Annotated in this window: 15 protein-coding genes and 2 pseudogenes; 12 read left to right on the top strand and 5 right to left on the bottom strand. The window is 42.5% G+C overall.

The annotated features are described in order from the left end of the window. The first annotated feature begins 519 nt into the window (after window positions 1-519). The 3 genes from ACM0OZ_RS25775 (at window position 520) to ACM0OZ_RS25765 (ending at window position 1,355) form a co-directional block, all read left to right on the top strand. Window positions 520-789, top strand: coding sequence for a GlsB/YeaQ/YmgE family stress response membrane protein (locus tag ACM0OZ_RS25775; RefSeq protein ID WP_096562395.1), 270 nt, complete (start codon window positions 520-522; stop codon window positions 787-789). A gap of 91 nt (window positions 790-880) precedes the next feature. Beyond that, on the top strand, window positions 881-1,159 hold the full coding sequence (locus ACM0OZ_RS25770) for an RNA-guided endonuclease TnpB family protein (RefSeq protein WP_414585694.1): 279 nt from the start codon (window positions 881-883) through the stop codon (window positions 1,157-1,159). Window positions 1,160-1,178: 19 nt separating this feature from the next. Next, window positions 1,179-1,355: a zinc ribbon domain-containing protein gene (locus ACM0OZ_RS25765; RefSeq protein WP_414585669.1), complete on the top strand. Its 177-nt coding sequence runs from the start codon at window positions 1,179-1,181 to the stop codon at window positions 1,353-1,355. Window positions 1,356-1,387: 32 nt separating this feature from the next. Here the strand turns inward: ACM0OZ_RS25765 and ACM0OZ_RS25760 are convergent, their stop codons facing one another. Both ACM0OZ_RS25760 and ACM0OZ_RS25755 read right to left on the bottom strand, forming a co-directional pair. After that, window positions 1,388-2,494, bottom strand: coding sequence for a TIM-barrel domain-containing protein (locus tag ACM0OZ_RS25760; RefSeq protein WP_414585668.1), 1,107 nt, complete (start codon window positions 2,492-2,494; stop codon window positions 1,388-1,390). Window positions 2,495-2,601: 107 nt separating this feature from the next. Then, window positions 2,602-3,888, bottom strand: a pseudogene (locus ACM0OZ_RS25755) (TIM-barrel domain-containing protein); the annotation flags it as partial. 389 nt (window positions 3,889-4,277) lie between these two features. Here ACM0OZ_RS25755 and ACM0OZ_RS25750 point away from each other — a divergent pair. Then, window positions 4,278-4,496, top strand: coding sequence for a hypothetical protein (locus tag ACM0OZ_RS25750; protein WP_414585667.1), 219 nt, complete (start codon window positions 4,278-4,280; stop codon window positions 4,494-4,496). Window positions 4,497-4,850: 354 nt separating this feature from the next. Here the strand turns inward: ACM0OZ_RS25750 and ACM0OZ_RS25745 are convergent, their stop codons facing one another. Further along, window positions 4,851-5,105: an RNA recognition motif domain-containing protein gene (locus ACM0OZ_RS25745; protein ID WP_414585693.1), complete on the bottom strand. Its 255-nt coding sequence runs from the start codon at window positions 5,103-5,105 to the stop codon at window positions 4,851-4,853. A 532-nt stretch (window positions 5,106-5,637) separates the two neighbouring features. On the opposite strand from ACM0OZ_RS25745, the gene ACM0OZ_RS25740 reads away from it, so the two are divergent. From ACM0OZ_RS25740 to ACM0OZ_RS25720, 5 genes and pseudogenes are all read left to right on the top strand, one after another. Then, window positions 5,638-5,922, top strand: coding sequence for a pentapeptide repeat-containing protein (locus ACM0OZ_RS25740; RefSeq protein WP_414585666.1), 285 nt, complete (start codon window positions 5,638-5,640; stop codon window positions 5,920-5,922). Between the two features lie 354 nt (window positions 5,923-6,276). Beyond that, window positions 6,277-6,996, top strand: a pseudogene (locus ACM0OZ_RS25735) (IS1 family transposase). 46 nt (window positions 6,997-7,042) lie between these two features. Further along, on the top strand, window positions 7,043-7,528 hold the full coding sequence (locus ACM0OZ_RS25730; RefSeq protein WP_073635691.1) for an allophycocyanin: 486 nt from the start codon (window positions 7,043-7,045) through the stop codon (window positions 7,526-7,528). A gap of 154 nt (window positions 7,529-7,682) precedes the next feature. Then, on the top strand, window positions 7,683-7,955 hold the full coding sequence (locus ACM0OZ_RS25725) for a hypothetical protein (protein ID WP_414585665.1): 273 nt from the start codon (window positions 7,683-7,685) through the stop codon (window positions 7,953-7,955). Between the two features lie 545 nt (window positions 7,956-8,500). Beyond that, window positions 8,501-8,764, top strand: coding sequence for a hypothetical protein (locus ACM0OZ_RS25720; protein WP_414585664.1), 264 nt, complete (start codon window positions 8,501-8,503; stop codon window positions 8,762-8,764). A gap of 403 nt (window positions 8,765-9,167) precedes the next feature. Here the strand turns inward: ACM0OZ_RS25720 and ACM0OZ_RS25715 are convergent, their stop codons facing one another. Then, entirely contained in the window at window positions 9,168-11,480 is a 2,313-nt protein-coding gene (locus ACM0OZ_RS25715; RefSeq protein ID WP_414585663.1) for an NACHT domain-containing protein, read from the bottom strand. A 499-nt stretch (window positions 11,481-11,979) separates the two neighbouring features. Between ACM0OZ_RS25715 and ACM0OZ_RS25710 the strand changes: the two genes are divergently transcribed. From ACM0OZ_RS25710 to cruF, 3 genes are all read left to right on the top strand, one after another. After that, complete coding sequence (locus ACM0OZ_RS25710) at window positions 11,980-12,861, top strand: acyl-CoA desaturase (RefSeq protein ID WP_414585662.1); 882 nt, start codon at window positions 11,980-11,982, stop codon at window positions 12,859-12,861. A gap of 414 nt (window positions 12,862-13,275) precedes the next feature. Next, on the top strand, window positions 13,276-13,458 hold the full coding sequence (locus ACM0OZ_RS25705) for a plasmid mobilization protein (protein ID WP_414585661.1): 183 nt from the start codon (window positions 13,276-13,278) through the stop codon (window positions 13,456-13,458). Window positions 13,459-13,639: 181 nt separating this feature from the next. Beyond that, window positions 13,640-14,542: a gamma-carotene 1'-hydroxylase CruF gene (gene cruF / locus ACM0OZ_RS25700; protein WP_414585660.1), complete on the top strand. Its 903-nt coding sequence runs from the start codon at window positions 13,640-13,642 to the stop codon at window positions 14,540-14,542. Window positions 14,543-14,594: 52 nt separating this feature from the next. Here the strand turns inward: cruF and ACM0OZ_RS25695 are convergent, their stop codons facing one another. Then, window positions 14,595-15,356, bottom strand: coding sequence for a M48 family metallopeptidase (locus ACM0OZ_RS25695; RefSeq protein ID WP_041032743.1), 762 nt, complete (start codon window positions 15,354-15,356; stop codon window positions 14,595-14,597). Window positions 15,357-15,556: the final 200 nt, after the last annotated feature.

The raw sequence follows: 15,556 nt of genomic DNA, 5'->3' as shown, positions 1-15,556 counted from the left end.
ATTTCGTTGAAATAGTATTGAGATAAAATAAATAACATGGCATGGGATTCAAATAACATGAGATAAGAGAATAGTTAGATAGAAATCTGCTGAGATGATAATTGATTAAGATTTTTTTAGCATTGAGGTGAAATTTTTAAAGTTAATTTAGGTTAAACAACTCATTTTTTTACGTGAGATATAGTAAAACTAAATAATCTGTAATTTTCTCTGATTTCTCTTTAGTCTATGTCCTTTGTAATTTGTTAAAAAAGGATCTGAGTTTATTTGCCAAAAAAAGAAAAAGATTGTGAGAGTAACGAAAGAGGAGTCATGTCGTTTCTTGACTGAGTGCATTGTCTTTTTGTCTTTTGAGGCAGCTATCCTTTATTGTCTAATCTAACTTGAGCAAGAGCGCCCTTCTTTCTCTAGACAGTGATGTTAAGCCGACGGATGCGAGTAGATTAGAAGCAAGATAAAAGTTGTTTTAAGTACTTTAAACGCTTTGCATCGTTCAATACCGCTGCGGGGAGTAAAACAATGAGCATTCTAGCTTGGGTCGTGTTGGGTTTACTTGCAGGTGCTATTGCAAAGGCGATCTATCCTGGCTACCAAGGAGGCGGCATTCTTGGCACAATGTTCCTGGGAATTGTTGGTGCTATCCTTGGAGGAACTTTAGTTAACCTTTTAGAAACCGGAAGCTTCACGTTAACTGCAGCAAGTTTTAGTATTCCCGGTTTGTTCGTTGCTGTATTGGGTGCAATGATTGCTATTTTCTTGTACTATAAGCTAGCTCGAAGAGTGTACTAAGCTGTTACGCAAATAAGCTTGCATGATCTGGGGGGATCGGACTGCCCACCCCAGAATAGTTTGAGAAAATTTAAAGCAAGCAAATGCCAATCTGAAAATAGCTCGACTACACAACCAAATCGCGAATATTCGTACTGACTACTTACATAAGTTGACAACCTACTTAGCCAAAAACCACGGCTTTGTAGTGATTGAAGACTTAAATGTTAGTGGGATGTTGTCAAACCAGAAATTGGCAAAGGCTATTAGCGATGGTGGTTTTTATGAGTTGAAACGACAACTGGAATACAAATGTCAACTTTACGGTTCAAAACTGATTATAGCTGACCGCTGGTTTCCAAGTTCTAAAACAAGGCAATTGTTGCGATGACAAAAAAGAATCTTTATCCTTGAAGGAACGTATTTTTGAATGCTCAAAATGCGGTTGGATTGGAGATAGAGATTTGAATGCTGCTTTAAATTTAGAGAAAATAGGGAGAGCTACTCCCGAGTTTACGCCTGGGGACTGTTGGAGCCGACTCCCTTGGTGGAAGCAGGAAGTAAAGCCTCTCAAACCGAATAGATAGATTTGAGTAGGTTTTATGTAGCGGATTCATGATCAAGGTAGAATGCCAGCAAACTCTGACTGAATGCGAAGCTTATGAAAGCGATGGCGCAGAGCGATCGCCCCTTCGGGGCGGGCGCACTCGATAATTTGCTCCTGACAAGCAACTTCTGCATCATCCATCCAGGCTTGCTGTAACTTCATACCATGCAGATGCAGTTTCACACCTGTGTATGGGAAAGGATATTCTCCCTGTTCTTCCCAAGTTATTTCTAGATTATTTTGGGATCGCACTATGCGAAACTTATCGAGTCGCGATTCTCCATACCCATCATTCGCATCAGAGTAGAGAATTGCCTCGCTGCTTCCCTCTACAGGTGGATAAATATGGAGAATGAGTTGCTTACCTTGCTCCATTGGAATCATACTCCCTGCTCTCACCAGCAAGGGAATTCTTTCTAAGGGTGCTTCTAAACTCACTTGCTGCTCACCTTCAATAACAGCATCATCCCAGAAATTATACCAACGTCCTTTCGGTAAAGTGACTTGGCGCGATCGCCCTCCTTCCTCGACAATTGGACAAACTAGTAACGCATCACCTAATAAGAAAGCATCCTCTACACCCCAAAGCGCAGGTTCATCAATCGTACCCCAAAACACTGGGCGCACCGGAGGATAACCCTTTTGTGTCGCTTCCCAAGATAAGGTGTAGAAGTAGGGAAGCATTTGGTAGCGCAGTTCTAAGAATTGCCGAATGATACTTAAGTAAGGTTCGCCATAAGTCCAAGGTGTCCGGTGTTCTACGTTATTAGAAGAGTGAGTGCGGTAGAACGTGAAAAAGGTTGCCATTTGGAACCAGCGCAGGTAAAGTTCACCACCAGGATTACCCTGGAAACCACCGATGTCAGGACCGCTGTAGGGAATGCCGGAAAGCCCTAAACCCACAACTGTTGCCATTGTGGTTCGCAACGCAGCCCAGGTACACTCAACATCGCCCGTCCAAGTCCAAGCATAACGCTGAAGTCCTGCCCATCCTGCACGGGAGACAATAAAGGGGCGTCTGTCGGTTGAGTACTGACATAGGCTTTCATACGCCGCTTCCGCTTGCAGTAACCCGTAAACATTATGCGCCTCGCGATGGTCACCGCCTCTGCCTTCCATATAATGTTGTGTGACTTTGGGAAGCGAGCGATTGCGCGGAGCGCACTGCCCCTTGGGCAATCGCCTGAAGTAATAAAAGCCGCAGGCTCATTCATATCATGCCAAAAACCCGCCACACCCACATCGAGCAGGTATTGATATTGCCGACTCCACCACCTACGAACCTTGGGGTTGGTAAAATCTGGGAAAACTGACCAACCAGGCCAAACAGGCGCAACAACGAGTTTACCATTGGGAAGTTTGCAAAACCCATCGAGTATCTGACCTTCCAGAAATAAGTTACTGTTGCGGCTGTACTTAATTCCTGGGTTAAGAATGGCAATAAATTGTACTCCAAGTTCCCTGAGTTCTTGCGTAAAACTTGCCAATTTGGGAAAGCGGTCTGGGTCGATAGTGAAAGCTCGGTTTCCAACTTGACAGTCAATATCTAAGTGAATAGCACTTAAAGGTAGGTTGTGAGACTGAAACCCCTTTGCTTCTTCTCGGACTTTTTCTTCTGTACGATATCCCCATTTAGATTGGTGGTACCCTAATGCCCACCGGGGAGGTAGGCAAGCTCGCCCAGTTAACTCAGTGTAGCGTTCCAACAATTGCGCGGGTGAACCATAACTGAAGTAATAACGCAGCGATCCCCCTTGAAAGTCGGCTACAGCAGTTTCAGCAAAGGTAAAATCAGCTTCAAAAGAATTTTCGTAGAAAATTAGGTAACTTCCACAAGAGTGTAGACCCAAATACACCGGAATGCAGATATACATTGGGTCTGATCCCGGACTATATTTGCCAGCAGCATCATAGTTCCACATCCGATAAGTTTTAGGTTGTTGCTTCTCGTCTTTAGCTGCACGCAAATTGAGAGAAGAAGCCCGTTCTCCTAATCCATAGATGTGTTCTTCTTGACGCAGTCGCGCTTGATGAAGCCACCCGTCGCTTTTACGTTGAGGTGGCATTTCTTCCCGTAGAATTTGTCCTAAAGAATCACTGAATTTTAGGCTACCATCTTCTTTTATAACGACTTTTAATTTGTGGCTGGATACAGAGAAACCTTCGCCTGTCTCTTCCAATTGAGTTTCTACTTCTTGCCAATCTTTACGGGCGATAGCATAAGGAATTGGAGGTATTCCAGGTTTCCAGTTAACTCTAACTAAATCTTCAGTTAAAAAGTAAACTTCCAATTCTGCAAGTTCAAAATAGAAATTAGCACCTCTAGCAGCAGGTTCAGCGCGGATGAGTTTTCCTGGTTTGTCAAAACCTTTTTCAGTTGGAGGCTTGGAAAACTCACGTTCTAGTCTGTCTCGCTTGCGAGTGTACAAGATGGCATGGGGCAAGTACTTCAAGTAAAATAGTGAACCCCAAAAATACTTTAGTTTTAATTGAATTTGCTTAAATCTATTCATAGAACTTTTGACCCTTTCTAGGTTCAAGTCAAAATCTTTGACTTAGTTAATCAATTCAAAAAGGGACGAATCGAGTCTTATAATTATTGGCAAATTCTTCTCTAATTGAGCATCAATCTTGGGGAGGATTTATTTTATCTAATTTTTTTATAAGTACGACTTCAATAAATATAATTATTTAATCAACTACAAAATATAAAATATTATCAACAAGAACACAAAGTCTATTTCTACTGTAGTTTAAGTTCTCATTCGTTAGAAAAAGCGGTAATTAAAAATAGTTCCGCTCAAGTGTCTCGACCTAGAGGAAGAAGAGACTTTCGACTTGAGCTATTACTTTGAAATGTGATAGAGCATTTGCTGCGTCAATCATAAACAACAAAAAGGTAATGGAAGCATACCGCATCGACGTTCACCATCACATCTTACCAAAGGAATACGTTCAGGCGCTTGACTCTAAGATAGATATGAAGAGAAAACTAGTTGATAAAGGAGCCAGTGCTGCAAGAAGCTTAGCCCGAACTTACAGCAACTGGCGTGCTGGCTCAGTTTTTTCCAGTCGTTTCACTTCAAAACTTCTGGTGCGAGTTTTTGAACTTCATTTGTAGCTTCAAATAGCTGTGATGAAATTTTTTCGCTAGCTGATAAGTACAGATATCATTTCCTGTTATGGGGTATAAACTGGCATATCTTGGTAACAATGGCTACAACGCCAGTAAATACCTCCTAAACGCATATGACGGAGTAAAGTGTATGAGCAGCAAGGGCAACTATGCTTACTCCACACAGCTTGCCAAGTATATGTAGTTGTATTTGCTTGGCTGTTATCAGTTGTAGGATGAGTCACTGATTGACTCGATCTCTTTAATAAAACTTGCATTTTTTTATCTGATTTGTATTGATGTCCGACTCATATTTCACTAGAGACGGCGGCGCTAATTTGTCGTTGAATCCACATATATTTATGAAATGCTGTACTTAGTCCTCGCTCTATTAACTTTGAGGCTACGACCCATCCACTCAATGCCTCTCAGCGCCCGAATTGCCGCTGCTTCTTCGGCATCAGTTTTCATTTCTATAATGGCAAATCCTTTCTTCTCGCCAGTTTTCTGGTTCACGGCTACTTGGATTTGGTTCACATATCCATGTTGCGAAAATATCTGTATGAGGTCATTTTCTTCAACCTCATAAGAGAGATTGCTAACATAAATTGACAGAAAAAATCTCCGCGATCAAGGGGTAGATAAAATTAGATTCGGAGAGGTGTTTGTTGATAAACTTCAGTTACGTAGCCGAAAAGAATTTCTGATAATTTAATTATAACTTAATCCAAAATAACGTGTTGTGTAAGCATCTATAATTTAATTTCTATAACCCTTGCTAATTTATATTTTTCAGAAAAAATTAAAATTAAGTAGGTGAACAAAAATAACATCAGTAAGTGAAGCAAGATTTTGTTGAAAAACTATCTTCCCTTTAGCATAGGTGCCTTCTACTTATTTCTTAGATAATGTGAGTGGAACTAATACCTTAAATTAGGATATGACGAAATTATCCTATATCCTCCTATCCAGTAAGCTTTTCAGACAAAAACCTTATTCCCTGGTTATACAGGCGCATATTGGAGTAGTCAAATTGTACTTTACCTATTTGTGATTTCTTATTTGTCATTTGGGAAAACTGGAGAATTGTCAAGTATAATTAAAATATATAAACAGCGACAACGCTACTCGTTGCGAGGCAGCCAATATGGATGCCAATGAAGTTTTGAGGCGATGTGCAGCCGGGGAAAGAAATTTTAGGAAGGCAGACTTGAGAGGAAGAAGCTTAATTCAAGCAAATTTGAGGCAAGTAGATTTTACTGGGGCAAATTTCACCAACTCAGACTTGAGTAACTCAGATCTAGGCAATGCCAATCTAAATTGGGTCAGCCTGAGAGGAGCAAATTTAAGCGGGGCTAATCTGAGAGGGGCAAAAATGCCTGATGGGAAAATGCACAACGACTACTTAAATTCTGCTAATTACTTTGGTTAAAAACTGAGTTGAATCCGTAGCCCAATCGATAAGCGGATTCAATTCAATTGCGCTTACAAGTGCCAAAGAATTACCCTTCTGCTGAAGCTTAGCTGCTGAGTGACTCATTTTTTGACCAAGCATTATGTTGACAACAACGTCTACAACGTTTAAAAGATTACGTTTTAGTGTTGTGAATACTTTATGTTGCGTTGTCAGTGGATATTTCGTCAACATCTCTTGTGAACGGTATCCACCTTTCATCATTCGTATGAACAATGATGCCACTATCTTTAGTGAGTCGCGACAGTTTTAGATCAACTTGATTTCATTTTTTGGCGTTGCATAATTGAAGTATGAATTCGAGCGATCGCTATGCAATGCCCAAGGTGTGGATCAACTCATATTCGCTCATATTGGCAAAAAAGCAAGTAAACAAAATTACATTTGTGTTCAGTGTAGTCGTCAGTTTATAGATTCTTACGATTTGCAAGGTTATTCTGAAGAAATAAAACGTGAGTGTGCGCGAAATGTATGTGAACGGTCTAGGTTTTCGAGCGATAGAAAGACTAAAAAATGTACATCATACAACCGTAATAACTTGGGTAAAGAAAACGGCTGAGATTTTACCCAATTCACCCGAAAGTGATGAAATTCCTGAAATTACACAAATAGATGAGCTAGAAACTTTTGTTGGTAAAAAAAAACAAGATTTGGCTGTGGACGGCAGTAAAGAAGCATTATCCAGGAATTTTAGCTTGGGTTTTGGGAGATAGAAGCTCTGAAACATTTAAATTATTGTGGGTGATTATTAGATGTTGGAATTCATATTTTTATGTAACAGATGGTTATCCAGTTTATCCTTGTTTTATTAGCAATGAAGACCACATTGTTAGCAAAACATATATGACAAGAGTAGAAGGTGAAAATAGCCGTTTAAGGCATTATCTTGCTCGTCTACACCGTAAAACTTTCTGCTACTCGAAATCAGAACAAATGCTGAAATATTCAATTCGATTAGTAATATATTATCTCAAGTACGGTTCCGTGGCGCTGCGGGCGCTGTGCGCCCGCAAGCTTGAGGCGATCGCCTGATTCATACTTCCATTCAGCAACGCCCATTTTTTTAAGGAGTCTGTTAATGAGTCTTATCATAAAGTCGATTGTAAACGCGGACGCTGAGGCTCGTTATCTCAGCCCAGGCGAACTCGACCAGATTAAAAGCTTTACCACAAGTGGTGAGCGTCGTCTGCGCCTTCTTCAGGTTTTAACACAAAACCGGGAGCGCATTGTTAAGCAATCTGGAAACCAGCTGTTTCAAAAGCGCCCAGACATTGTCTCTCCTGGTGGCAACGCTTACGGTCAGGAAATGACTGCGACTTGCCTGCGGGACATGGATTACTACCTGCGCTTGATCACCTACAGTGTTGTGGCTGGTGAAATCACGCCGATTCAAGAAATTGGGGTCATTGGTGTTCGCGAAATGTACAGGTCCCTTGGCACTCCGATTGAGGCTGTTGCTGAAAGCATCCGTGCGATGAAAAATGTGACCAACTCGATGATGTCTGCAGAAGACGCAAGCGTTGTTGGAGGTTACTTTGACTACCTAATCGCTGCTATGCAGTAGGGCAATGATAGGCTTTTTAGCTGCTCGTTAGCCAACTAAAAGGACAAATTTACATCAGCTTCTATACCAACATCTAAAGCTCCCTGTCCCAATTCCAAATTAAGTTATTTGGGACAGCATTTCGCAAATAACGCTATGAGGATTTCAGGCGACAATGAACAAACCAATCCTTGAAAAAATTGGCACTAAATGTGAGTTTGAGACTAATACACCGTGGTACGTGGCGGTGCATCCCCACCCTCTTCTCAAAGAAAAATACTCGTACGTGATAGCGAAGTGCTGCGAAGAGCAGGTCGCCATCCATTACGTATTAGAGCGCAACCCAGTCCCAATTGCCGACTTTGAGTCGTGCCTGTTCGGCTGCTACGGCACACCGCACCAAGCGCTGAATGCCGGAGTTGAGAAGGTTGAAAGTGAGTCACTTTAAAGAAATAGGGGTAATGGGAATATCGTTGCCATCAGAGGCAAGATCCAGTCTCAATATCAGCGATGCTGCTAATTCCACAACACTACCTCATACTTTTAAATTTATTTTAAATACATGATAAAAATATTGCTAACTAAAACACAGAGCAGTTAGACCAGAACAATTACCAGCTTAGCGATCGCCATGCGCGGGCAGTGCGCTCCGCTGGCTGCAAAAGTGGATGAACCCGGCAATAAAGGTAATGTATGCTAGCTTAATGAAATAGTACAGCCTTTTGTGGTTATAAAAATCATTTTTTATAGGATTATCATCAGTATTGCCCAATTTTGTTCTAATTTGATTTAAAACTTATGTACATCGGAATACTATCAATTTATTCACTAAAAATTACTACTCTATTATTCCCTTCGAGACATTTACCAATAGATGGATTTTTTATTTTAAAATGGGTTGTCTTCCTTGTTATCTATTAATTAATATTTAAGTTTAGTTTTTTTCTCTTGTGATTGTTAAAATGTAGGTAAGCTCATGTAAGAGGCAAAGTTATGGTTACAAGCAAATTTGATGATACATTAGCTGCCATCGAGTTAAATGTAGCAAGAAAATTAAACTGGGATTATAACGAATTCAAAGACTGTTTTAGTTTTACAGTAAATAAGGAAGCTATTGAGATAGCACCCAAGAAAGATAAACTCAAAGAATCTGAGTTGCAAACTTTAAAGCAAGCTTTGTTAGATTATGGTTTTCAGTACAAAAAAACCGTAAATGATTTTATCTTGGTTTTTGAGCAAGATGTTGAATTAAAATAGAGCAAAATCACAGATTGTTAGAAACACCGCGTTAGCAAGTATTACACGGAAAAAAACCGTAATCAAACATTCCAGACTAAGTTAAATTAAGGAGAGTTATTTTCAGCTAACTCAGATATTGCACCTATCCGGATAAACCAGGAATTAGTGAATTGAGACTATAAAAGAGTGACAGTAAAAGAAGAGCCAGCATTTAGTAGGATAAAGTTTTAAAAATAGGAAAACGACTTGAATTTTGAAAGCCACTTGAGACTACAAGCTTTATCTGGCAAGGCTTTTATCTTAAAAAAAAATCATTAATCAAAATAGACATCTCCGCAAATTAATCTGAAACCCTTGCACTACCTCTTTAGAAATGAAATTTCTAAAGAGGTCTAATGATCGGCTTTGACCAATGACGGTTCTATTGCCATTCTCTGTCCTCAAGTTCCTTAGTCGGCAACAATAAGGTGGTTTCAATTTCCTGCCTAATCGCAGCCGTCACCTCACAATTGCTATTTAGGCAATCGAGCAGTAGCTGATTGGCATCGTAGTAGCGTTGCAGCACTTGCTGTTGCTCAGCGCTAAACTGCCAGTCGTGGTTAATATTACGATAATTAATGATCGTCGTCTTTAACTGTTCAACCCAGGCTGAAGAGTGTGCCACCCACCAGACCTGAAACCGTTCTCGGTTTTGATTCGGATTTGGGAATTGATCCCTGAGTTGTTGCAGGGATTTATAAAGTCCAGCATCCAGAATAATGCCCAGAATGTTACTGAGGGCATCTCCACAGGCATGAGCCTGGGCAAAGTCCTGACTTTGGTCGATCGCACACGAGCGCAGCAGGTTATCCAACGCCGCATCCAGAAACATCCCCTGGTCGAGAGTGCAGGCTAGAGTAAAGTGAGAAGCCATGTGAGGAGTCCGGGCAAGGGCAACGTAAAATGCTCGCACCGTCGCTAGCTTTGGTTGCAATGGCGTATCCTTTGATTTTTGGCTTGCCCACGTCAAAAACTCTTGTAGATAAGGGTCTTGGGCAACCAGTGCATCAATGTGTTGCTTCATCAACTGCACCAGCCCGTCTGCACTCCGGAGCATAGCCGCCGTCAACAAAAAGATTTCGCGCCAGTGAGGGTCACTAATGTGACTGACCAGTCCACCCAGAGCTTGCTCCAATGCTTGTAGGTTGTGACTGGCAACAATTTTTCTTGCCGTGAAGTATTCTTGAAACGCTACATAAGAGAAGGAGAAAACTCCCCGCGTCCGTTCTGTCAGTAGCCCATGTTGCGCCTCGATCGCCTTCAGCGCCGCTTCGCTTTCTAGTTGCAGTTCCTCTGGTTCCATTGGAGCATCGGTCAGATTGCGAATATACTCACCAATGTATTGCTCAATGACGCGTTGCTCAAAGAAGTAGTGACCCTGCTCAAACGTCGCCGCTGCAACCTGACTCAACAACCTGAGCTTTTGTGGCAATAAAAACCCTCGGTAAACGTCATCGCGTTCAATGCCTCTGGCTTCATCCCATTTGCCCAAGAGAAGATCTAGCCCTTGCTTATAAAATTCAGTCCGCTTCGTTGGAAATTTTTCCTGACCATGAAACACCCAACAAGCAAGATGCAGAAACAGGGGTGTGACGACGAGTTGGCGAAATTGCCAGTTTTCGGGTAAATCCAGCTTCTCAATAAACTGAACAGATTGCGCCAGCCCATTCTGAGTGTTCGTCTTGGTGAATGCCACAAACCATTTTTGAGCGAAGGCTCGGATTTGTTCTTGGGTAAACGGGGCAATTTCAACATCGGTAAAGCCTCGCAGCCTGAGCTTTTGATCTGCCGTTCGACAACTCGCCACAAACCGATTTTTGTGGTATTTGTCCGAAAAGGAGCGAATTTCTTTTAAGACAGCATTGCTCTCTTGATTAAGAACTTCATCCATCCCATCAAGCAACAGCAACACTCTGCCTGCACCAAGCAAAGTTTCAATCGCTGACTCTTCTGAAATTCCAGACGTGAGAAAACAGGAGCGGATGTAGTTTAATAGGCTGAACTCGTTTGTTCCTCTAGACTCTTCAGCAAAATTCTTCAGTGTGATGAAGATAGGAACTTGGTTCGCCGCAAACGCGCCTCGGTTACACTGGATGGCGAGATGTTGCAAAAAGGTGGTTTTACCTACCCCCGCTTTGCCCAACACCCTGAGCTTGGAATAGGTTTCGACTGCCCGCATCCCCGGTATTTGTTTCTGGTCAACCTCACCTAAGCCAAAGCGGTCAAATTCTTCTGGAGCAAGGTTTTGCAGGTCAGCGATTTCTAACCACTGAAAGCTTGCGATTTCCTCCAAAATATTGACATCAATATATATGTCATCGATGCTAACGGGACGGCTGATATCCAATAGCTGCAAGATGCCGCACTGGTCTTCAATTTTGTCGCTAAGTTGCGATCGCACCTGTTGCACCAAGGCATCAATACCCAAAACAGGCGTCTGGGTGCCTTCTCCGGGTTCAGAGAATTCTGCCGGGGGATTGGCAGCAATCTCCCGCCAATTCAATTGCAACACAGAACAAATTTCTAAAAAGATATGACGCTCAACCGGACGCCCACTGAAAAACCGCCAAATGGGTTGGCGAGTCTTTAAGTTGACTTCAAGAGCCAGATTTTCCTGAGTCCACCCCTTGCGCGCAAACGCTCTTTTCGCCTGTTGAATCCCAGTGAGTGATGCCTGGAGCGATCGCTTGACCATGGGATAGAAACCTTGATCCTAAAATTAAAAACATAAACTTTTTTTAATATCTAAGATATTATACTTTTTTGTATGGTAATAATTTTATGCTCTGTTGAAATCATACAAAAGTCAGAGATATACTCTAATTTCATCAAAATGAAACTAACTCAAACGTTCTTCACACTGAATCTTCTAGGTCAAGTTGTGGAATTCATCCCATAAACACCCTATGAATGTTGAGTTTTGCCCTTCTAGGTATGAGTTAACAACTCTAAATGACAAGTGGTACTGAGATGTTATCGATTTTTTTAACTTTTGTAACAATTTCAAACGTTATAAACTCATCTTATACATCTCAAACCTTTGCCAATACCAAATCTCAAGCACCCATCTGCCATGCTGTAAAAGTACACATTAAGAACTTCTCCATGAAGACCGACATCTTCGCAGCGGTAGTTCCCGAAGGTTTTTTTCTAATAATTTTTGCTATTTCCAAACCTGACTCAACGGCTCACATATGTTATCAAGACAAGAACATAAAATAGATATTTTAGGTAATATTCCCTTTATATCCGTTCATATCGGTTGCCTGTTTATTTTTTGGGTGGGCTTTAGTTGGGCTGCTCTCATTACGTGCTTTATACTCTGGTTTGTGCGGATGTTTGGAGTGACAGCAGGATACCACCGTTATTTTTCACATCGTGCTTATAAAACAACGCGTTGGTTTCAGTTTATTCTTGCTGTTCTAGGCAATTCCTCAGCTCAGTTAGGTCCATTATGGTGGGCAGCGCATCATCGTCATCACCACCGCAATACAGATACGGAACAAGATATTCATTCCCCCGTTGTTCATGGTTTCTGGTGGTCGCATATTGGCTGGGTGATGTGTCCTGAATATTCCAAAACGAATGAACAGAACGTTCGAGATTTTGCACAATATCCGGAGTTGCAGTACTTAAACCGTTTTCATATGATTGCTCCTACTGTGCTAGGACTCACTTTGATAGCAATCGGAATACTATGTCAGCTGTATACCCCTGAGCTACAAACCACTGGTTTACAGATGTTTGTGTGGGGATTTTGTTTAAGTACTTTACTGCTTTATCACACGACTTTTACAATTAATTCTCTCGCCCATATCTTTGGTTCTCGTCGTTTTGATACAACAGATACTAGTCGCAATAATTGGTTTTTAGCTCTCATTACTCTAGGCGAAGGTTGGCATAATAATCATCATTACTATCCTGCTTCAGAACGGCAAGGTTTTTACTGGTGGGAAATAGATATTACCCATTACATTCTTAAGCTACTTTCATGGCTAGGAATCGTTTGGGATTTAAGAACTCCTCCCAGAAAAATCTATGAGAAGTCTCATTGTCTATCTACAAAGTGCTCGTGACGTTCTCCCCATCCTGTCTTACGACTGAGGATGGGGCTTCTCCAGGTCGCCCCAAAGAAATTTCCTGCTTCATTGGTCGCATCTAGATAAACACACTCGCGTATGATTATCCCCGAGAACGATACCTCCACAGGCAGTTTAGAGATTCCTGACGCCCCACGGAATCTTTGTACAAGGAACCAAAGTTCTGTACAACCCTACATACTGGTTTTACGCATTGATGGTTTCATGCACGAAGCAATTCTTCTCAATGCAACCCCATACCAATTGTCATGGTTCTGTACCGTCCCCAACGTATGCCCTTCGGGCACGCACTCGCGTTCGCACTGTTCACCTAGCACAGCTAGTCCGTTTGTGTCGAGTTGGTCAGTGGGAGCGCTGATACCATAATTGTAGCACAAATAGGCTACGATTATGGCAAGAGACAAGATATTTCGAGTTCGACTAACCCAGCAAGAATGGGACAAATTGGAGAACGCTGCTCAAAGAAAAGGAATTTCGTCAGCCGAATTGATAAGAGACTACATCAAGCGACTATCGACCCCAGAGATTGGCAATTCTTCAACCATCCCACTCCCTCTCAATCCCAAGGATTGAATCAGTCGGGGATGTCTTCATCATTGCTCCACCCGTCGCCCACCTTATGAGTACATTGAAGGTGGGGACTTCCGCGATACCGTTAAGAGCGGAGCAAGCCCGACCTGCAGTTGCCCCAGTTACCTTAAAGGTAAACATGGGGCGCTAAATCCACAGCATGACTATATCCAAGGAGTTTTCGATGAAGCCGTTAATTACTGTTGAGCGCCTCTGTCTGGCAAGTCACATTTTGTCGCTGGTGTTTGGATTGGCAGGATTGCTGCTTGTATTGCCCAATCCTGCCTTTATTGGGACCTTACCGCCCTTTGGTCAAACACTTTTTGGCTGGAGCATGATCGGAGGCGGCGCTGTCTACATTCTTTTAGGAACAGCTACCGTTGCGATTTATGCTTACCGAATGCTGGGTTGGCAAAACTGGCTGGGGTTTATGCTACCTGCCGTGGTTTTGTCACTGTGCAGTGAACTGCTAGGAACCAGCACAGGCTTTCCGTTTGGTCATTATCAGTATTTGAGCGGTTTAGGGTACAAAATTGCGGGATTGGTGCCATTCACCATTCCATTGTCTTGGTTTTATATGGGAATGTCTACCTATCTGCTGGCGCGAGTTGCGCTGGAAGCTAAGGGGGTTAATGGTTGGGTTAAGCAGCTGGGGGCGATCGCTCTGGGTGCCCTCCTCCTCACTGCCTGGGACTTTGTGTTAGATCCCGCCATGAGCCAGACCCCTTACCCTTTCTGGGAATTTCAAGATCTGGGACAGTTCTTTGGCATGCCCTACCGTAACCTGAGCGGGTGGTTAGGAACTGGGGCACTTTTCATGTCTGTGGCAGCCCTTTTCTGGCGTACCCCTTCAACGCAACTGATCCGTAATCAACTGCGGGTTCCGCTCTTCATCTACCTGGTTAACTTTGCCTTCGGAGCCATCATCACGATTAGTCAACTCGGCAGCCGATTCTGGATTCCTACAGCAATCAGTGTGCTGCTGGGTGTGGTTCCCGCTGTTGTCCTATGGTGGGCTGCCAAGTCAACTGCGGTAGTCCCCCCATCTTCCAGCTCACCCACCGTTGCTGCCCTATCAAAAGTTTGAGCTTCTTTGTTAGGAACCCAGGTTTATAGAGAAACTGGTTTCCTTGCTACCTTTACCGACCTGCGGCAATTTTTCTTTGTAAAACAGAAATCCGCTCTCGCGCTCCTGGGTGGCTACTTAAAAACGACGGTGAAGAAGACTGCTTTACCAATTTGCTTAAAAATGCAGGCATAGCATTAGGGTTATAACCTGCCCGTTGCATATACCGCAGTCCTTTGTCATCAGCGTTGTATTCAGCATCCCGGCTATTAGGTAGGTCTACAGCTAGTTTATAAGCTGCGGCAGCCACAGTACTTCTGTCTAAACCAGCCACAGAGGCTGCACCTTGAGCGAGTTGCGCTTGTCTAAGCTTCTTGATAACGTCGTCGTTGCAAATGTGACCTATTTCGTGACCCATAACCGCCGCTAATTGGTCTTCATTATCTACCGCATTAAGCAACCCTGTATGCACGTAAACGTAGCCGCCTGTGGTTGCGAAGGCATTAATGTTTCGGTCTTGAACTACATAAAATTTAAAAGGAGTTTGAGAACAGTCACTCGCTTGAGCTAACCGTTGACCCACGCGGGTAACATTATCATTGGTGCCGAGTCTATAATTACTGCGTACCTGTTGGTGAATCTGGCTACCCAGTTCGACTTTTTGCTGTGTTGACAAATTAGACAGTTGCAACAGCTGAACGCCATTAAAAAGTAACTCAGCCCAGGGAACCGCACCCACTGGTGTAGGAGTCACTAATCCCACACCTACAGCAGTACCTAAGCCAGCAAGAAAGAAGGCAAGACTTTTACGCAATTTAGAAAAGCGAGATTTCATAGTTAAAAGTAAAAAAATATACAGTGAAAAACTTTTATGGTGTTTTTTTAAAAGCAACAACTTTAATATCGCGCCTTATTAAATCTGTTTGAGCGAGATTTTGCTCAATCTACCTGTGATGTTTAGCTAAAATATAGACCAACATTTCCACCAAGAAAGCCACCACAAAGGAGGAATTTGAGTTGCAGACAGCACCGCTC

It is taken from the genome of Scytonema sp. PCC 10023 (assembly GCF_963920835.1).
In the GTDB taxonomy this organism is placed as follows: domain Bacteria; phylum Cyanobacteriota; class Cyanobacteriia; order Cyanobacteriales; family Nostocaceae; genus Kalymmatonema.
Note: the sequence above shows the minus strand (reverse complement) of the source record. Positions and strands in the feature narration are given on the sequence as shown.